Source organism: Pyramidobacter piscolens W5455 (genome assembly GCF_000177335.1).
In the GTDB taxonomy this organism is placed as follows: Bacteria; Synergistota; Synergistia; order Synergistales; family Dethiosulfovibrionaceae; genus Pyramidobacter; species Pyramidobacter piscolens.
The window spans coordinates 1-18,184 of record NZ_ADFP01000137.1 but is presented as its reverse complement, the minus strand read 5'-3'; the positions used below and the strand labels follow the sequence as shown (position 1 = coordinate 18,184).

General features: G+C 61.7%; 19 protein-coding genes, 1 other RNA gene and 1 pseudogene. 14 read left to right on the top strand and 7 right to left on the bottom strand.

Annotated features, from left to right (window positions below; all coding sequences use genetic code 11):
* The 3 genes from HMPREF7215_RS12100 to HMPREF7215_RS12090 form a co-directional block, all read right to left on the bottom strand.
* A partial coding sequence (locus HMPREF7215_RS12100; RefSeq protein WP_009166219.1) for an FAD-binding protein occupies positions 1 to 1,191 on the bottom strand: 1,191 nt, incomplete at its 3' end.
* A complete protein-coding gene (locus HMPREF7215_RS12095) occupies positions 1,188 to 1,724 on the bottom strand; it encodes a hypothetical protein (protein WP_009166218.1) in 537 nt (178 codons plus the stop codon). The genes HMPREF7215_RS12100 and HMPREF7215_RS12095, both read right to left, overlap by 4 nt.
* Entirely contained in the window at positions 1,721 to 2,221 is a 501-nt protein-coding gene (locus tag HMPREF7215_RS12090; RefSeq protein ID WP_009166217.1) for a DUF6921 family protein, read from the bottom strand. Before HMPREF7215_RS12090 ends, HMPREF7215_RS12095 begins: the two co-directional genes overlap by 4 nt.
* Before the next feature lie 170 nt (positions 2,222 to 2,391).
* Here HMPREF7215_RS12090 and HMPREF7215_RS12085 point away from each other — a divergent pair, with 170 nt between their 5' ends.
* From HMPREF7215_RS12085 to HMPREF7215_RS12055, 8 genes are all read left to right on the top strand, one after another.
* A complete protein-coding gene (locus HMPREF7215_RS12085) occupies positions 2,392 to 3,192 on the top strand; it encodes an ankyrin repeat domain-containing protein (RefSeq protein WP_198004618.1) in 801 nt (266 codons plus the stop codon).
* A 231-nt stretch (positions 3,193 to 3,423) separates the two neighbouring features.
* Positions 3,424 to 4,404: a hypothetical protein gene (locus HMPREF7215_RS12080; protein ID WP_050768933.1), complete on the top strand. Its 981-nt coding sequence runs from the start codon at positions 3,424 to 3,426 to the stop codon at positions 4,402 to 4,404.
* A 42-nt stretch (positions 4,405 to 4,446) separates the two neighbouring features.
* Positions 4,447 to 4,815: a YegP family protein gene (locus tag HMPREF7215_RS12075; RefSeq protein WP_009166214.1), complete on the top strand. Its 369-nt coding sequence runs from the start codon at positions 4,447 to 4,449 to the stop codon at positions 4,813 to 4,815.
* Positions 4,816 to 4,949: 134 nt separating this feature from the next.
* Positions 4,950 to 5,048: signal recognition particle sRNA small type (ffs, locus tag HMPREF7215_RS12625), an RNA gene on the top strand.
* 216 nt (positions 5,049 to 5,264) lie between these two features.
* On the top strand, positions 5,265 to 5,885 hold the full coding sequence (locus HMPREF7215_RS12635; protein ID WP_009166213.1) for a TetR/AcrR family transcriptional regulator: 621 nt from the start codon (positions 5,265 to 5,267) through the stop codon (positions 5,883 to 5,885).
* Complete coding sequence (locus HMPREF7215_RS12065; protein ID WP_009166212.1) at positions 5,882 to 8,926, top strand: efflux RND transporter permease subunit; 3,045 nt, start codon at positions 5,882 to 5,884, stop codon at positions 8,924 to 8,926. Before HMPREF7215_RS12635 ends, HMPREF7215_RS12065 begins: the two co-directional genes overlap by 4 nt.
* A gap of 23 nt (positions 8,927 to 8,949) precedes the next feature.
* Positions 8,950 to 10,407: a TolC family protein gene (locus HMPREF7215_RS12060; protein WP_009166211.1), complete on the top strand. Its 1,458-nt coding sequence runs from the start codon at positions 8,950 to 8,952 to the stop codon at positions 10,405 to 10,407.
* An 11-nt stretch (positions 10,408 to 10,418) separates the two neighbouring features.
* Positions 10,419 to 11,564: an efflux RND transporter periplasmic adaptor subunit gene (locus tag HMPREF7215_RS12055; protein WP_198004617.1), complete on the top strand. Its 1,146-nt coding sequence runs from the start codon at positions 10,419 to 10,421 to the stop codon at positions 11,562 to 11,564.
* Between the two features lie 193 nt (positions 11,565 to 11,757).
* Here the strand turns inward: HMPREF7215_RS12055 and HMPREF7215_RS12050 are convergent, their stop codons facing one another.
* From HMPREF7215_RS12050 to HMPREF7215_RS14100, 4 genes and pseudogenes are all read right to left on the bottom strand, one after another.
* On the bottom strand, positions 11,758 to 12,048 hold the full coding sequence (locus HMPREF7215_RS12050; protein ID WP_232205567.1) for a type II toxin-antitoxin system YafQ family toxin: 291 nt from the start codon (positions 12,046 to 12,048) through the stop codon (positions 11,758 to 11,760).
* Positions 12,032 to 12,307 (bottom strand): type II toxin-antitoxin system RelB/DinJ family antitoxin, encoded by a 276-nt coding sequence (locus HMPREF7215_RS12045; protein ID WP_009166208.1) that lies wholly within the window; start codon positions 12,305 to 12,307, stop codon positions 12,032 to 12,034. The genes HMPREF7215_RS12050 and HMPREF7215_RS12045 overlap by 17 nt, the downstream gene beginning before the upstream one ends.
* 199 nt (positions 12,308 to 12,506) lie before the next feature.
* Complete coding sequence (locus HMPREF7215_RS12040; protein ID WP_009166206.1) at positions 12,507 to 12,806, bottom strand: helix-turn-helix domain-containing protein; 300 nt, start codon at positions 12,804 to 12,806, stop codon at positions 12,507 to 12,509.
* Positions 12,803 to 13,173: pseudogene (locus HMPREF7215_RS14100) on the bottom strand (type II toxin-antitoxin system RelE/ParE family toxin). The gene HMPREF7215_RS12040 and the pseudogene HMPREF7215_RS14100 overlap by 4 nt, the downstream one beginning before the upstream one ends.
* Positions 13,174 to 13,407: 234 nt before the next feature.
* Between HMPREF7215_RS14100 and HMPREF7215_RS12035 the strand changes: the two are divergent.
* From HMPREF7215_RS12035 to HMPREF7215_RS12015, 6 genes are all read left to right on the top strand, one after another.
* On the top strand, positions 13,408 to 13,773 hold the full coding sequence (locus tag HMPREF7215_RS12035) for a helix-turn-helix domain-containing protein (RefSeq protein WP_050768932.1): 366 nt from the start codon (positions 13,408 to 13,410) through the stop codon (positions 13,771 to 13,773).
* Between the two features lie 232 nt (positions 13,774 to 14,005).
* Positions 14,006 to 15,388: an S-layer homology domain-containing protein gene (locus tag HMPREF7215_RS12030; RefSeq protein WP_009166203.1), complete on the top strand. Its 1,383-nt coding sequence runs from the start codon at positions 14,006 to 14,008 to the stop codon at positions 15,386 to 15,388.
* A gap of 188 nt (positions 15,389 to 15,576) precedes the next feature.
* A complete protein-coding gene (locus tag HMPREF7215_RS12630) occupies positions 15,577 to 16,125 on the top strand; it encodes a TetR family transcriptional regulator (protein WP_009166201.1) in 549 nt (182 codons plus the stop codon).
* Positions 16,126 to 16,309: 184 nt separating this feature from the next.
* On the top strand, positions 16,310 to 16,447 hold the full coding sequence (locus HMPREF7215_RS13440) for a hypothetical protein (protein ID WP_009166200.1): 138 nt from the start codon (positions 16,310 to 16,312) through the stop codon (positions 16,445 to 16,447).
* Between the two features lie 176 nt (positions 16,448 to 16,623).
* The gene (locus HMPREF7215_RS12020; RefSeq protein WP_050768931.1) at positions 16,624 to 16,941 is read left to right on the top strand and encodes a type II toxin-antitoxin system RelE/ParE family toxin; all 318 of its coding nucleotides are present in this window, start codon (positions 16,624 to 16,626) and stop codon (positions 16,939 to 16,941) included.
* 45 nt (positions 16,942 to 16,986) lie between these two features.
* Entirely contained in the window at positions 16,987 to 18,048 is a 1,062-nt protein-coding gene (locus HMPREF7215_RS12015) for a HigA family addiction module antitoxin (RefSeq protein ID WP_009166197.1), read from the top strand.
* Positions 18,049 to 18,184: the final 136 nt, after the last annotated feature.

Below are 18,184 nucleotides of genomic sequence, written 5' to 3'. Positions count from 1 at the left end.
GCCGAGGGCCGTGCGCGCCGCGACCTGCCCGCCGTAAATGGCGCCCAGCAACGAGTTGCCGCCGAGGCGGTTGGCGCCGTGGTACAGCGAAGCGCACTCGCCGGCGGCGTACAGATTTTCGAACCCGGCGACGCGGTGCGCGGCGTCCACCTTGAGGCCGCCCATGAAGTAATGCAGCCCCGGCTCGACGGGGATGGGGCGCTCGCGCGGGTCGAGGCGCAGGTAGGTGAGGCAGGTTTCGACCACGCCGGCCAGTTTGCGGCTCATCACGCTCTCGGGCAGTTCCGTGAGGTCGAGGAACACGGGGCCGCCGCGCCGCGCCCGCCAGATCTCGCGCGCGGTGACGTCGCGCGGCATCAGGTTGCCCAGCTCGGGATATTTTTCTTCCATGAAGTACCAGCGCGCGCCGTCCCGTATCGTGAAGAGCCGCCCGCCCTCGCCGCGCGCGGCCTCGCTGATCAGATGCCGTTTGCCCGAGGCGGACACGGTGGTGGGGTGGTACTGGATGAACTCGCCGTCGGCGATCGGCGCGCCGAGGCGGAACAGTTCGGCCGCGGCTTCGCCCGTGTTGTTGAGCGAGCCGGTGGTGTCGGAAAAAAGGCCGTGCATGCCGCCGGTTGCCATGATCACCGCGTCGGCGCTGAGCTCCGACAGGGAACCGTCGAAGCGGTCGCGCAGCAGCGCGCCGCCGCAGGCGCGCCCGTCGAGCAGCAGCGTGACGAAATCGTGGCGCGGCAGGCGGACGACCGACCCTTCCGCTTCGTAACGGCGCACGGCGTCGATCAGCGCCGTCATTATCTGTTTGCCCGTGCCGCTCTGGGCGAAGGCGGTGCGTTTTTTCTTCTGGCCGCCGAAATTGCGCTGGTCGATCTCGCCGTTTATCCGATTGAACTGCGTCCCCATTTCCAGCAGGCGGCGCACGATGCCCGGCGCCGCCTCCGTCATGCCGCGCAGCGCCGCGGCGTCGGCCAGCTCGCAGCCGGCTTTGTACGTGTCGGCGAAGTGCTGCTCCGGGCTGTCGTCCTCGCCCTTCACGTTCAGCGCCGCGTTGATGCCGCCCTCGGCCATCACCGACTGGGCGCGCTCCGACGGCATCGACGAGGCGAGCGCGGCGCGGTGCCCCTTTTCCGCGGCGGTCAGGGCGGCCGACAGTCCCGCCAGCCCGGCGCCGACGATCAGCACCGTCTTCATAGCCACTGCCACCGCGCGTAATAAAAAATCAGCGCCGCCGCGAAAAAAAGCAGCAGCAGCGAAAAGATCAGCAGCAGGTCCCCCTGCCAGACGCGGTAGCGGCAGACGCCGAGCGAGACCAGCAGCGGACCGATCCCGGCCAGCACGTGCAGCGCCAGCGCCGCGGCCAGAAGGACCTGAACGAGCATTTTCAGCGTCGTGAACTCGTACAGCACGAACTGTCCCGAGCGAACCCGCCCGAAGACGCCGACGTGCAGACACAGCAGCAGGATCAGCGCCGCTCCGCTGAAACGGATCGCCCAGAAGCGCGCGTTCTGCCGCAGATAGAGCGCGCCGCGGCGAGAGGCGCGCAGCGTCGGAACCGTCAGCGCCAGACCGATGGCGCCGTGCAGCGCCGCCAGCGCCATCGCCGTCCAGCCCGCGATTTTGCCCGTGCCGGCGTTGACGCCCAGCAGCATGAAGCTGCCCGCCAGGCCATGCCACGCCAGCAGAATCAGCAGCGCCGCCGCGAGCAGCGCGTTGAGACGCCTCACAGCGCGCGCTCCATTTCCCGCGCTTTCAGCGTCAGCGCGTCCAGCCGCTCGATGTCGCTCATGAGGATGACGCGCCGCGGCGCGACGAACAGATCGTACTTGCCCGCGAGCGCCTTTGAGCGCAGCATCACGGGCGAACACGGGCTGAGCTTCACGTTCAGCCCGGCGAGCGCCAGCCGCCGCGCCAGCCGCCGCGCGTAGACGCCGAGCGCCTTTTCGTCGTCGGCGTAGGCCAGTTTCAGTTCCCGCGAACCATGGAAGCGCGCCTGCCGCCCGAGCGCGGCCGCGTGCAGCTCCCGGCGCAGCTCGCCGCGGGGATCCAGACGCGGATTGACCGCCAGCAGATAGAGCCCGTCCAGCTCCTTCTCGCCGGCGTGGGCGCGCCGCGCGCCCGCAGAGGCGGCCGAAAGCGCGTCGAGCCGCGAGCGGTAATAAAATCCCGTCCCCGCGATCAGCCCTAGCGTCAGCGCCGCCGCCAAAAACGCGTGTTTGACCATGTTCTCACCCTTTCCGGAAATCCGCCGAGCGTTAGATACGTTGAACTTCGTTTCCATTGTACCGCAATTTCCGGGAAAGGACACGCCCGTCGCCCCTGCGGGCGTAAAAATCCGGCGCAACCTTCCGGTCTTTATGTATAATAAACGCGGAGGAAAGGGGGATGGATTCCATGGGCGAGACATACGAACAGCTGCGCATCATTCTGGACGCGGACGGAGATTTCGTCGTCGGCGGCGGAGAACTGTCGGCCGCCAGACAGTTTATCGCCTTATGCGCGCGCGGGGCGGCGGCGGAGATCGAAACGGCGTTGCGCCGGGGCGCTCCGGTTGACGCCCGCGACGAACAGGGAACGACGCCGCTGACGGCGGCGCTGCGTTCCAATCCCAGTTTGGCGGCGCTGAAAGTTCTGCTCGAGCGCGGCGCGCCTTTGGAGACGAGAAACGCCATTCATACCACGCCCCTGATGATCGCCGCGCAGAAACGCAGCGCCGTCGTCGTCGATCTGCTCGTCGAAGCGGGGGCGAAAGTCGGCGCCCGCGACCGCCAGGGGCGCACGGCGCTGATGTACGCCGCGGCCTACAACCGCGACGCCGCCGTCGTCGACATTCTGCTGCGTTCCGGCGCGCAGATCGACCGCGGCGACCGCGGCGGCATGACCGCGCTGACGTACGCGCTCAAGCAGGTCGTGCCGTCGCCCGCCGTCGTGCGCTTCCTGCTGCTGGCGGGCGCGGACGCCGACCTCCGCGACAAAGACGGCTGGACGCCGTTGAAACTGGCCGTCGCCTACAACAAAACGACCGAAGCCGTCGAACTGCTCCTCGGCGCAGGCGCGCGCCCCGGCCGCGACGAAGCGGAACGGGAAACGCTGACGAGGCTGCTCCAGCAGAATCCGCTCATGAGCGACGCCGACAAGACCCGGCTGAGCAGCCGCCTGTCCCGTTTCTATTGTCTCGAAGATAAAGAGCCGTGATACCGATTCTTGATGGAAAACGATAAATGCCCCCGCCTTCCGAGGGAGTCCGGCCGCTCACAGCTCTCCCGGCTGCCGCGCGGCTCGCTTTGCGGATTTTCCTCGCAGCGCCCTTGTGTGTTCTGCCTTTTGATTGAAAAATAGTATCAACTGGAAAGCGCTTCTTCGGTTACGGATTGGGACGACGATGAGATTATGCCCTTTGTCAGCGTTCGAAAGGAAAAATGCGCTATGGGAAAAGAGATATTGAATATCCATTGCCCTCAGTGCGGGGCGCCGGCAAATTTTGACATTGTCCATCAGGTTTATGAATGCGGCTACTGCGGCGGAACGGTGAAGGTCGAGGCCGCGCTGGAGGAAAAAAAGGATTACCGGAACGCGCAGCAGAAAAAGATGAAGAAGTCCGCGGAGGCGTTCTCTTTGGAGTCCGCGTCCTGCAGCGGATGCGGCGCAACGATTGTGTTCGAGGAAAACGAGGCTCTGTCGAAATGCGCGTTCTGCGGCAGGAGCCTGGTGCGGAAAGAGTATCTGTACGACGCGGGGCTGCCGGAGAGCGTCATCCCGTTTGGAATCACGAAAGCGGAAGCGCAGCAAAGGCTGGAAGAATGGTGCGATCGGAACAGGCGCAAAAAAGAGGCCAAGCGTCTGCGGTCCATGATCCCCGAGCTGAAGGGATTTTATCTTCCCTACGAGACGGTGCGCGGGCCGGTGCGCTGCCGCGTGAGCTGCAAGAGGACGGCCAAGGTCTACGGCTTCGACGGTTTCGTGAACGATGAGTTCGTAAACGGTTCGAAGCAGCTCGACAATTTACTGCTGAACGCCATGGAACCGTTCGATCTGGACGGTCTTGAAGCCTTCGATTTCGCTTATCTCGCGGGACAGCGTGTAAAGATAACGGATATATCCAGCGCCGAAGCCGAAAGGCGAATGATAGAGGAGATCTCGGAAAACTACCGGCCGCAGCTGGAAAAGATGTGGGGCACGAAGGCGATCGAGGTCGGGACGGAGGCAAAGTCAGCCGTCAGGCTGCCGGTGCTTTTGCCGGTTTACTATATTTCCAGCGGGGATATCTGCGCGGCCGTGAACGGGCAGACAGGCAAGGTCAGCGTCCGCGCGGACGGCTGCCCGCGGCTCCCGATCGAAAGAAAACTGCAAAGATCGGTTTTTCGGCACGAGTCCCGCTTGCTTTTTGACAGAAGTCTGATAAGCTGAGAGCAGTTTCATGAAATATGCTTACTAAAGGAGGAGACGAAAGTGGCGAAATTTGTGATGAAAAGCGTCGCGTCGGGCCTGAAGTTCGATCTGAAGGCGGGCAACGGCGAGGTGATCGCCACGTCCGAGGTGTACACCACCGAGGCGGCCTGCCGGAACGGCGTCGCCAGCGTGGTGAAGAACGCGGCCGAAGCCGTTTTGGAAGATCAGACCGAGAAGGATTGTGCCGTCCGGAAAAACCCCAAGTTCGAACTCTACGCCGACAGGGCCGGCGAGTTCCGCTTCCGCCTCAAGGCCCGCAACGGTCAGGTCATCGCCGTCTCCGAGGGTTACAAAGCCAAGGCCGGCTGCCTGAACGGCATCGAAAGCGTGCGCAAGAACGCCCCGAACGCATCCGTCGAAAAGGCGTAATCCGTTTTTTCGCATCTGCGGAAAATCCTGTCGTTATCTTTTTTCGATCCAAGTGTTCCACGTGGAACATTTTTCGCCGCGCCCTTGCAAAGGGCGCGGATTTTGTTAAAATATGCCTGAAGCCTCCCGCGGGAGGCCCAGCCCCGTGCGGCGAAAAACCACGAATCCCGTCAGGTCCGGAAGGAAGCAGCGGTAAGAGGAACTTTTCGGGTGCCACGGCTCTCTGGGTCTCCTGGGGGAGGCTTTTCGCGTCGCAAGGCCGGAACAAAGCCGCCCCCGCTTCTCCACGGTGGATTTTTGTTTTCTTTCCCTTTTTTTAATTAAGCCGCGGGAACGGGGCGGTGACAGATGGGCCGGCGATGGCTATAATATCCTCGTTCGAATAAAAATGACCGAGGGTCGTTATTTTGACTTGCCGTCTTCCGACGGCGCGAAAGGAGGCGGGAAGCGTGCCGAAACTTTCGGCTGAGAACAAAGAGCTGATCACTGCGGCGGTGCGGGACAAGGCCTTTGCGTGCGCCTGCGCGATGCTGCGCGAGGCGGAGTGGCGCCGCTTCACGATGAAGGATCTGGCCGCGCGCATGGGCGTGGCCAAGGGCACCGTCTACAATTATTTTCGCGACAAGGACGCCGTGATCCTCTTCATCCGCGACTGTCTTGCCCGGCAGATCACCGACCGCATCCGGCGCGACATGGAGCGGGAGCGCGACACCCGCCGGCTGCTGCGCCGCATCGTGCTGAAATCGATCGAAGGCATGAAGGAGTTCCGTTTTCTTCACTTCGCCATCGGCGACGTGGTGATGAGGCAGGCCGGTCCGGAAGGGGCGGCCCGGGACGACGCGGCCATGGACTGTGTGCACGAGGTTCTTGCCGCCGTCATGGAGCGGGGCATGAAGGACGGTTCGGTACGTCCCGGCGATCCCGTCCTGATGGCGGCCGCGCTCCATTCGTCGCTGATGGGCGTGGAAATCGGCAGCCGCTTTCACGGCGCGCTGAACACGGATTCGCAGCAGATCCGCGAGCTGGTCGCGGACTGGCTTCTGCGCGGCATTTGTACGGAGGAAAAATGAGGATTACGGAAACATCATTGAGAAGGCCGGTGACGGTCACCGTTCTGACGCTGGCGCTGGTGTATTTCGGGCTGTTTTCCTACGCCCGCATGGGCGTGCAGCAGACCCCCGACGTCGATCTGCCCGTCGTCATGGTGACGACGACGATGACCGGCGCCACCGCCGCCGTTATGGACAACGACGTCACCGACGTGCTGGAAGAACAGATCAACACCATCTCCGGCATCGAGAGCCTGAGCTCGTCCAGTTACATGGGCGCCGCCGTCACGGTCGTGGAGTTCGACTTGGCCCGCGACATCGACGCGGCCGCGGCCGACGTGCGCGACAAGGTCAACGCCGCGCAGGCCGATCTGCCCGACGAGGCCGATCAGCCCATCATCGCCAAGTACGACATCGGCGATTCGCCGCTGGTGATGTTCTCCATCACCGGCGAAGCGTCTTACAAGGACAAAGTTTACTTTGCCGACAAGGTGGCCAAGGTGCAGTTCCAGTCGGTCAACGGCGTCGGCAACGTCAGCATGCCCGGCCTGCGCGACCGCGAGATCCGCGTCTGGATCGACCCGGTGCGCCTGCGCTCGCGCGGTCTGGTCGTCAGCGACCTGTCCAGCGCCATCGCCAGCAAGCACGTCGAGCTTCCCGCCGGCAGCCTCAGCATCGACCGCTTCAAGATGGACCTGCGCATCGAGGGCGAATATTCCTCGGTGGAGGAGCTCAAGAGCCTGCCCATCACGACGCGCAACGGCGTGGTGATCCGCCTCGGCGACGTCGCCGACGTGGAGGACGGCTTCGAGGAAGAGGACAGCGAAGCCTTCGTCGACGAGCAGTCCACCATCGTCATGGGCGTCATGAAGCAGCGCGGCGCCAACGAGGTGGAAGTGTGCGACGCCATCGTCGCCAAGTTCAACGAGATGCAGGGACTGGTGCCCGAGGGCATCACGATGCAGCAGATCTACAACAAGTCCGACTTCATCCGCCGCTCCATGAACGGCGTCGGCAGCGACATCATCCAGGCCGTGATCCTCTGCTCGCTGCTGATGCTGTTTTTCCTGCAGACGTTCCGCGCCACGTTCGTGACGGTCATCTCCATGCCCGTCTGCCTGATCGGCAGTTTCTGCGTGCTGTCGTACCTGGGCATCACCATCAACAACATGTCGATGATGGCCATCTCGCTGGCCGTCGGCATGGTCGTCGACGCCACCACCGTCGTGCTGGAGAACATCTACACGCACATGCACAAGGGATTGCTGCCCTTCGACGCGGCCCTCAAGGGCACGAACGAAGTCGGTTTCTCCGTGCTCGGCGGCGCCCTCACCACCATCGGCGTGTTCGCGCCCATCGCCACGATGGGCGGCATCATCGGCCGCTTCTTTTACGCCTTCGGCATCACCGTCGTCGTCACCATTTCGCTGTCGCTGATCCTCTCGCTGACGCTGACGCCCTTTGTCTGCTCGCGCATCCTGCGCATCACGCCGCCCGGCCGCGCCGCGCAGTTCTGCGACGCGCTGCTGCGCTCTCTGGAGCGCGGCTACCGGCGCCTGCTCACCGCGGCCGTGCACCACAAGACCGTGACGCTGGCGACCGCGCTGGGCATCTTCGCCTTCGGCGTGTTCGTGGCCGGCAAAGTAGGCTCCACCTTCTCGACCAACGACGACCAGGGCATCTTCATCATCAACTGCGAACTGCCCTCCGGCACGGAGATCGAAGAGACCGGCCGCGTCATGCAGAGCATCGCCGACGTGGCGCGGCGCCATCCCGGCGTCATGCGCACGATCGTCTCCGCCGGTTCGGGCAGCGGCAGCGAGTCGAACAAGGGCAGCATCTACGTGCAGCTCATCGCCCGCAAATTACGCGAGGCCCAGGACATCGTCATGAACGATGTGCGCAACTCCGTGGCCGGCTTCCGCGACGTGACCATGAACTTCACCACGTTCGGCGGCAAGGACGTGGAAATGGTCATGTCCGGCGCCCCCACGGAAACTTTGGCAGCGCTCGCCCAGAAACTTACGGCCGAGATGAAGACCATGAGCAAACTGCGCGACGTCGAGACCGACGTGCGCCTCGACAAACCCCAGCTCAACATTTCCATCGACCGCAACATGACCGACGCCATGAACGTCGACGTGCGCTCGCTGTCCACGGAGATCCAGGCCTACTTCGGCGGCGTCAAGGCCGGCGTGTTCAAGGAAGGCGGCTACCGCTACGACATCCGCCTCATGGCCCGCCGCGGCCAGCGTTCCAGCCTCGAGGACCTGCAGATCGTTTCGTTCAAGAACGGCGCCGGCGAGATCGTTCAGGCCCCCGGCCTGATCACCGTCACCAAAGTCATGGCCCCCAGCGTCATCAAACGCTACGGGCGCCAGACCGCGCTGACCATCTCCGCCAACGTCACCAGCGATTACTCCATGGGCGAAGCCATGGTCTACATTCAGGAGCTCGGCAAAAAGTACATTCCCGAAGGTTCGGGCATCACCCTCCAGCCCTCCGGGCGCACCAAGAACATGCAGAAAGAGTTCGCCCGCCTGTTCACGGCGCTGCTCATCGCCATCTCGCTGATGTACGTGATCATGGCCGTGCAGTTCGAATCGTTCCTGCATCCCTTTACGGTCATGTTCTCGCTGCCGCTGATGACCCCCGGCACTTTCTGCCTGATGTACGCGATGAACGTCAAACTCGACGTGATGGCCTACATGGGCATCATCCTGCTCGTCGGCATCGTCGTCAACAACGGCATCATCCTTGTCGACTTCATCAACCAGAACCGCCTGAGCGGCATGGACAAAGTCAGCGCCGTCATCGACGCCGGCCCGCGCCGCCTGCGCGCCATCCTGATCACCTCGCTGTCCACGCTGATCGGCGCCATCCCCGCGGCGCTGAAGCTGAGCGAGGGCTCCGAGTCGCGCCAGCCCATGTCGGTGGCGATCTTCGGCGGGCTGTTCACCTCCACGATGCTGACGCTGCTGGTCGTGCCCGTCGTCTATCTGGTGCTGGACAACGTCAAGGAACGTCTGGGAAGCAAACTTTTCCAGAAGGCGCTGCCTTAGTCAAGAGAGGAGAACCGAACATCATGAAAAGAATTCAGGCTGCCGCGCTGGCGCTCTCGTTTTCGCTGCTGGGATTTCCCGCGCTGGGCGCGCCGGCGGCCAGTTCCCTTCAGGCGCTGCGGAACGCCGCGCATCCCGCGGCCAGCGTCGCCGGCGACTCGGAAGCGATCATCCTCACCATGGGGCGGGCGCTGAACATTGCGCTGGACCGCAACTTTACCGTGCTGACGGCGGAGCAGAACGTGGAGAGCGCCAAAGGGCAGAGCAAGGCGGCCGGCGCCGCGCTCAACCCGCAGCTGAACCTTCAGGGGCAGGGAAACGCCTACGACAACATTCCGAGCTATCCCGACAACGAACTGGTTGCGCGCGTCGCCGTCAGCCAGAGTCTTTATTCCGGCGGCAAAAATCAGGCGCTGGCCCGACAGGGCAAACTCGGCGTCAAACAGGCCGAGCAGGATCTGCGCAACGCCCGCGAGAGCGTGGCGCTGACCGTTTGGAACGCCTACTGCGAAGTGCTGTACCGCCGCGAGGTGCTGCGCAACACCGAGAACGCGCTCGACTACTACAGCAACGCCGAAAAAGAGCTGAACGAGCGCGTCGTCTACGGCCTCTCCACCAACCTCGACCTCACCCGTGTGCGCCAGCAGAAGGAAAACGCCCGGGCAAGCAACATCGCCGCCGGGAACAATCTTGAGGCGGCGCGCATTGAACTGTGCCGCCTGCTGCGTATGCGCCCGGAGACGAACCTCGCCCTCTCCGGCTCGCTCGAGGATAATCTGCCCAAACTGGAAGACACCCGCAAAATCCCCGCCGACGTCGAGGCGGCCATCCGCGAAACGCTCGAACGCCGCGGCGATTATCAGTCGCTGCGCTACGCCGCCGCCTCGCGGAAAAACGAAATCGCCGTGGCGAGAAGCGGCCTGCTGCCCACGCTCAGCCTCAGCAGCGGCTACCGTTTCGGTTACACGTCGAACGGCCTCGGCGGCGTCTCCGACAAAAATCAGTGGACCGCCTCGCTGACCCTCGACGTGCCCGTCTACGACGGCGGCAGCACCAGCGGCAGCGTCCGCGCCGCCAAAGCCGGACTGAAGGCCGCCGAGCACGCCTTGGACGAAAAAGAGGACAGCATCAAGGCCGAACTTGCCGACAGCTGGCTCAGCCTCCAGAACGCGCTGGAAACCCTCAGCGCCGGCCGCGCCAACCTGCAGCTGGCGAAAGAGAGCCTCGATTACGCCGAGTCGGGCTACCGCGAGGGCGTCAACACGCAGATCGACGTGCTTCAGGCCCGCAGCGAGCTGACCGACGCGCTCCAGCTGCTGGCGCAGCATCTCCGCGACAGCCGCGAGGCGCAAGCCAACCTGTGGAAAGCGCAGGGCATCCTCATCGAGCGCGCCCTGCTTCAGGAAAATCTTCGCGACAGCGCCGCCGCTCCGGCGAAAAGCGCCGGCCTCCGCGCCGATTCCCGAAAGAAGACAAAGTGAGGTCAATGCGCATGAAATTTACGAAACTCAAAATCTATCTTCTGCCCGCGCTGCTTGCCGCCGCGTGGTTCGGCCCCCGCGCCGAAGCCCCCGCCAAACAGCCGGATGCCCCGGTTTCCGCGCCGCGGCCGCGCGTCGAAGTGGCCGTCGTCAAACGCCTCAGCAGCGTGCAGCAGGGCATCAACACCACTTCCACGCTGCAGGCCCTCGAAGAAGTGATCCTCAACCCCAAAGTCACCGGGCGCATCGACAATCTCGTCGTCGCCAAAGGCGACCTCGTCGAAGCCGGCGACACGCTCGTCGTGCTCGACAGCCGCAACCAGGAAGCCGAGTATAATTCCATGCAGGCCCAGGTCGCCGTTAGCAAAGCCGAACTCTCCCAGTCCGCCGTCACGCTCGCCGACGCCAAGCGCGAGCTCGACCGCTACGGCCGTCTGCGCAAGTCCGGCTACGCCACCCAGCAGGAATACGACACGCGCAGCACCACCTACCAGGCCGCCGTGGCCGCCAACGCCAAAGCCGCCGCGCAGGTCAAGCAGGCCCAGGCCAATTTGGACGCCCAGGCCGTGCTGCTCAGCGAGTACCAGCTCAAAGCGCCGATCAAGGGCGTCATTCTCGACGATTACGACCTCACCCTCGGCGCCCTCGTCAAAGACGCCACCAACGTGTTGCGCATCGGCCGCGTCGACCGCCTCAAGGCCCGCGTGGACATCCCCGAGCGCGACATGGGCCGCCTGCGCCTTGGCATGGACGCCGTGCTCACCTTCGAGAGCCTGAGCGGGCAGACCTTTTACGGCACCGTGACGCTGATCGATCCTTACATCAACACCTCCACCCGCACCATCGGCGCCGAAATCACCGTCGATAATCAGGCCACCGGCTTCAAGCTGCGCCCCGGCATGTTCGCGCGCGTGCTGCTGGTCGAGACCAGCGAAGAGAATCCCCTCGTCATCCCCACCGAAGCGTTGCGCGCCGACGGCTCCGTGATGGTGATCCGCGACGGCAAAGCCGCGATCCAGAAAGTCGTCACCGGCGCCGCCACCGGCGGCATGGTCACCGTCTCCGACGGCCTGCAGATCGGCGAAGACGTCGTCGTCTCCGGCGGCAACAACGTTGCCGAAGGCACCGAAGTCGATTTCGTGATCACCGCCGAGTAGACCGAAACGACTTCCGCCGCCAAGCGGCGGCGCACGGCAGAACGAGAACCGCCGCGAAGACGCCGGGAAAAACGGAACAAGCCGGCCGCTTCGCGGCGCAAAGAACGAGGGCGGATGACTGGAACCAATCCAATCATCCGCCCTCGTTTTTGTGTTTTATGTTTGCTTGAGCCGGGGCGTCTGAAAACGGCGATTATTTGTCGAAAAGATCCGCGTGCGAACCCGTTCGGACGAGCCCGAGGACGTCGCCGCGGATTTCGTAGATCAGGGCCCAGTCCGGTTCGAGGTGAAGATCGCGGCTCCCTCTCCACTCGCCGGTCAGCCCGTGATCCCGAGAGCGCGGGGGAAGCTCCTCCTCCGCCGCGAGGATGAGGATGGCTTCTCGCAGTTTTCCCATGTCGGCGCCGCGTTTTTCCATGCGCTTTCGGTCTTTGCGGAACTGGGCGGTGAATTCGACGTGCAGCATCTCAGATGCCCATGTCACGAAGCGCTTCTTCCGCGGTGTCGAACCGTTTCGTCTTGCCGGCGCGGAGGTCGCGGATGGCCTGACGCGTGCGGGCGTTGGGCGTCAAGGGCGCGGCGAGGGGAAACGGAATCCCGCGTTCGGCGACGACTCGCTTGAGGTAGACGTTGATGAGAGTGGACAGATTCATGCCGAGCTCTTCGGCGATACCGGCCGCGTCGGCCTTCAGCTCGGGATCGACTTTGATCTGAATCGAGCTGTCTTTGGTGGCTGTAGCCATGATCATCACTCCTTTATGATGATATTATAGTGATTTTATCAGTATGATGTCAATATTAATACGCTCGAGCTGCGGCGGCGCACGGAGAACGAGAACCGCCGCGAAGACGCCGGGAAGACAAAATAAAAGGGTTCGGTGATCTTGTTGGTCACAGAACCCTTTTTATTTTGAAGATTTATGCTGACTCTTGATTTTTTCGTCAGAGCAGGCAGGAAACGCCCTTCGTCTCCAGCAGATGCAGCAGTTTCCGAGACGCGCCGTCGGGCTTCTTCACGCCCGCTTCCCATTTTTGAACCGTGGAAAGGCTCACGTTCAGCAGACTTGCAAATGCCGTCTGGCTGAACTTCGTACTGGCACGGAGCGCTTTGATCTTATCGGGCGCGTACGTAGGAACTTCGCTGCGCAGCGCCTCGATCTGGCAGAAATCCCTGGTGGACATCGCGCCGTGTTTCCGAAGATCTTGGGCCATTTCATAAAGTTCCCTCATGGCGATACTCATATTTTCACCTCCGCTATCGTTCCATCCAAAAGCATTTCTTCCAATTTCCTTTTGCCGATCGACAGATACGTGCGAGCCACGATCTTGTAAACGTCGAGTTCCTGATCGCTGATAGTGGCGGTTTCATTTTTTGCGAACCCCCTCAGAAAGAAGAAAGTCCCTTTGAAATGCGTTGCGATAATCGCCGTGCGCCGCCGCGTTTCCCCTTTCCCGTTAAAGGGATCCGCTTTTTATACACCCCTCCGCCAAGATTGGCGTCGATCAGCCCGCTTTCCATTTCGAGAACCGCATTTACGAGACAACTGTCCGCTACGTTGTTCTTTCGCGCCCAGCGAACGAAAGTTTTGGTTTTATAGATGGCTTTCATGTCAATACTATAGCACCGAGTGCGCAATAATACAACAAGCGTGTTCCGCACGAGACGCTTGTCGCGCCGCGGCGGATTTGTTTAAAGGTTGTTATTCGGTCAATATTCATATACATGTCTGAATTATGGGCATTTAGCTCATTATTGTCTATTGCCCGCAAAGACGTCTTTCGTAAAATGGCAAAGTAAAGTATGCGTGAGAAGTGTGGAACGAAGGCAAGAGAGGTGGCGCGCATGGCCAAGGTACGGCAGACCACGTGTGAAGAGCGGCTGGAGATCGTCAACTACTACCTCGACAACGGCGCCGACTGCCTCAAAGTGATCCGCAAGTACGGCGTCAGCCACGGCCAGATTTATTCCTGGATCAACAAATACCGCCAGTACGGTGCGGCCGGCCTGCAGGACCGGCGCGGCACCGGGCGCAGCCTCGGCGAAGCCGACGAGCTGGGCGAGACGGAAAGGCTGCGGGTCGAGAACCGCCTGCTCCGGGCCAGCATCAAAAACCTCAAGGAAGAGCGCCATGTGCTCAAGAAACACCTCTCGTACCTTGAGCGGCGCATCGCCGGCGGACAGGCCGGAGACGAAGGGCGCTCCGCGTGATCGAAAGCGTGTGGCGAACCTCCCGCCGGGAGGCTCGTGCAATATAAAACAACATTTCACGGCCGTATCAGGCGTGAAACGGGACGGAACGGGCGCGCGCGCCGGGCGAGGAAACGTGGAAACTCCCCACAAACGCGTTTCGGAACGATCCGTCTTTCGCCCCGAACGGCCGGGAAGCGGCGCCATGAGGCGCCGCACATCATTGTTCCGTGTTTGAGGAGGAGTTTTGAGAATGAGTTTGAAGAAAATGCTCGCCGTAGTAGCCGCCGCGTCGCTGGTGGCCGTAGCCGCGCCCGCGTTCGCCGCGAATCCGTTCAGCGACGTGCCGATGAACCACTGGGCGTACGACGCCGTGGAGCAGCTGAGCGCGAAGGGCATCCTGGAAGGTTACCCGAACGGCACGTTCAAGGGCAACCGCGCCATGACCCGCTACGAGATCGCGACGATGGTGGCGCGCATGATGGCTGCGGGCGGCCTGAGCGGGGAAGACCTGGAGAAGCTGAAGGCGCTGGTGGTGGAGTTCCAGCCCGAGCTGGAAGCGCTTGGCGTGAAGGTGGACGGCTTCGACAGCCGCCTCTCCGCGCTTGAGAAGGGCGTCGGCGGTTGGAAGATCACCGGCCAGATGCGCTTCGACTACAACGCGTGGGACAACGACGGTGCTGCGACCGGCGCCGGCGCCGACGGCTTCACGATGAACCGCGCCCGTCTGTTCCTGCACAAGGATCTGACGGACGGCATCACCTTCGACGCGCGTTATCACGCTGGTCGTTTTGACCGTTGGTGGCTCACCGCCAAGGACTTCATGGGTCTGGAAGGCCTGACGATGCGCGGCGGCCAGTTCTACCTCGACTGGGAAGACGAAGACGGACTGTACGACGACAACGACGCGTTCAACATGGATGCCAACTATCGCGGCTTCGATCTGAAGTACAACCGCGGCATGTTCACCGTCGAGGGCTTCGCGGCCTCCAACCAGGGCGGCAGCATCTACGATCCTAACGCCAGCGACGAGTACTACGGTGCCCGCCTGAAGTTTGACTTCAGCGAGAAGTTCTGGCTGAGCCTGAACGGCCTGTGGTACAACGTGGACAACACGAACTACAAGACCTACTGGGCCGGCCTCGGCTTCAGCTTCATGGACGGCCTTGAGCTGAAGGGCGCCTACTACATGGAAGACATCGACGGCGCGGCCATCGACGATCCCAAGGCGTGGAAGGCCATCCTCGACGTCAGCCAGGACGTGCTCAAGTTCACCAGCCTGTGGGTCGAGTACGCCCAGTTTGATCAGGGCTTCTACATCGACAGAAGCCCCTGGTCCTTCAGCGACGTCCTGTGGCCGGGCGACATCTCTGCGGGCGTCACCCTGCCGGACGACGCCGACGTCCTCTTCGTCAAGGCCAAGCAGAAGTGGAACGACAAGTGGAGCACGATTGAGCGCTACGTCAAGTACGACATTGACAATTTCTGGGATGCCAAGGAGTGGTCCGTGGCCATCGGTTACCAGTACAGCCCCAACCTCTACTTCGAGCTGGCCTACGCCGACATGGACGGCAGCTTCTTCGATCCCAACTACGACAACAACCAGATCCGCTTCCGCACGCTGCTGAACTTCTAGGCGAATCTCTGCACACGAAAAAGGCGGGGCTGCTTCGGCAGCTCCGCTTTTTTTGCGGCTTCCGTTCCCATGCGGGGATATCGGACGCAGCGGATGTGACGGGGCCGCGTTTTTGTTGTATGATAGACAATCATCGATGACGTCCCCGGGCGCGAAAAAACGCGAGGGAACGTCGGGCAGGTGGAGCCATGGATTTTACGAAGAAAGAAATACAGAGCGCGTTCTGGCAGCTTCTGGAAGAGCGCCCGTTCGGCAAGATCACGGTGAAAGCCGTCGTCGCGCGCTGCGGCGTGAACCGCAACACGTTTTACTATCACTTTCAGGACCTTCACGATCTGCTCCGCAAGTCCGTGCTGAGCTGGCTCGACGAGCTGTTCGCCGACGAACCGGGCGCGGCGGCGGTCGTCGCCGCGCTGTCGCGGCGCCGGGCGGCCATCATGCACATCTACAAGTCGCTGCCGCGCGAGACGTTCATCGAGGAATTGGGATTCTGGACGCGCTACGCCGTGGCCCGCCGCGTCGGCGCCGGGGAAAGCCGGCTTTTCGCGGAGAAGGAGAACCGGGAACTGCTGCTTTCCGTGTGCCGCTTCGCGCTGGTGGGGTTCCTTCTGGATTGGCTGGAAGGGGACATGGGCTCCGATTTGGGGAAAAACCTGTCGCGCTGTGCGGAACTGCTGAAAAATTTCTCCCTCCCTCCCTCCCCTCCCCTCCCCTCCCCTCCCCTCCCTCCCTCCTGATTCGAAAGCTCAGCGCCTGTGACTGCGGCGGCGAAATTGCGGGCGCGTCGTGTGGATCGGTGGAATCTCCCGGCAAGACGGAGAAGCTTTTTTTCTCCCTCTTGCTTTTTTTGTCCTTTGTGGTATCATCCAACTGTCGATCAGTGCTTTATCATGATAAATTATTAACGGAGGAGCGATGCCTATGGATACCATGAAAGTTGACGTGCCGGCGGAAGTGAAAGAGCGCTTCGACGCCATGCTGGCCCGATTTTCCCGCGAGAACGACGTGACGCTGGTCGTCCGCCCCGACTTCCCCGCCGAAGAGCAGCCGCGCCACTGACAGTGAATCCCGATGCAAAAGGCCCGACCGGTCGCATGACCGTTCGGGCCTTTTGCATCGAAAACCACGATCAGACGAAGTGCACGTTCTCGCCCGCTTCGGCGCGCCCGGATCTGAGTTTTTGCACATTTTTCAGGCGCGTGATATAATTAATTTACCTTAGAGGTAAATTGCAGGTGGTGAAGAGACTGCTTACGACGTTCAAAAGCAAGAGGCTCGAAAGGGTTTGCACTTCGGACAAGGCGGCCATACGGGCTTACGGGGTGGAAATGGCCGGGAAGCTTGTCCAGAGATTGAACGAGATTCACGCGGCGGACTCGGTGGATTTTCTTTTGGCGCACCGGATTGGACGCTGCCATGAACTGCATGGGAATCTGGAAGGGACTCTGGCGATGGATCTGGTTCAGCCGCATCGTCTGCTCTTTACCCGGGATGGTTGTATTCAAGGGATAGAAACCGTGAAAATCACGAAAATCGAGAATGATTATCACTGACGGAAAATGAGAAACGGCGTCAAGGGAAGCAAAGGAGGAATTGAAATGACGCACAGCAGGAGTTTTATCGCGGTCCCCCCCGGCGCGACGATACGCGAGCAGCTGGAGGAGCGCGGGCTCACGCAGAAAGAGTTTGCGGTGCGTATGGGGATCAGCGAGAAGCATATCAGCCGTCTGATTCACGGCGACGTGGAGCTGAGTCAGGACATGGCGCTGAGGTTGGAGTCAGTTCTCGGCATCCCCGCCAAATTCTGGAACAATCTCGAGGCGATCTATCGGGAAAAGCTTGCCCGCGTAAAAGGAGAGCTCGAGATGGACGAGGAAGTCGAAATCGCGAAGAAGTTTCCGTACTCGAAAATGGCGGCCAGAGGTTGGGTAAAAAATACGAGGAACGCGAAGGAGAAGGTTTTTGCGCTCAGGTCGTTCTTCGAGACGGCGCGCCTGACGTTCCTGGGGAAGTTCCAAATCCCGGGAATCGCGTATCGTCAGCTGGGCGAGAACGATCGCAGCGATTACGCTCTGGCCGCCTGGTCGCAGAAAGTGCGTCTCGAAGCGCGGAAGGTCGAAGCGGGCGAAATCGACATCAAAAAATTGACGGCGCTCCTTCCTCGAATCAGAGCGCTCTCAAATGGGTTCTCGGCCGACTCTTATAAAAAGCTCAGGGATTGTTTGGCTGAATGCGGCGTCGCTCTCGTATATCTGCCGCATTTTGAAGGGACGTTCCTGAACGGGGCTTCTTTCATCGACGGGAAAAAGATCGTCGTCGGCGTGACCACGCGCGGAAAGTTTGCGGATATCTTTTGGTTCAACCTGTTTCACGAGCTGGGCCATGTGATCGCGGGAGATATTTTCGGAACGCACGATGCGGCGGAGAGGGAAGGGATGGAACGGGCCGCCGATACGTTTGCCCAAGATGCTCTCATTCCGGCCGGCGGGTATGAGCGCTTTACCGAGGCCGCCCGCTTTGACCGCGAGAGCGTATGCGCTTTCGCCGAAAAGGTGGGGATCGCTCCGGGCATCGTGGTTGGGCGGCTTCAAAAGGAAGGCCGGCTGCGTTATGACTGCCTGGGCGCGTTGAAAGCGAAGTATGAGATTCCCTGTGATTGAAATCGCGGAAGACGGTCTTCGAGGAGGTCGAAGCAAGATGCTTTCGTGGGAGTTTGCTTTGCGCCGAGGGAAGGCGAAAGTCCGAGGGCGGGGCATAATACGAAAAGGTCCGACCGGTCGCATGACCGGTCGGACC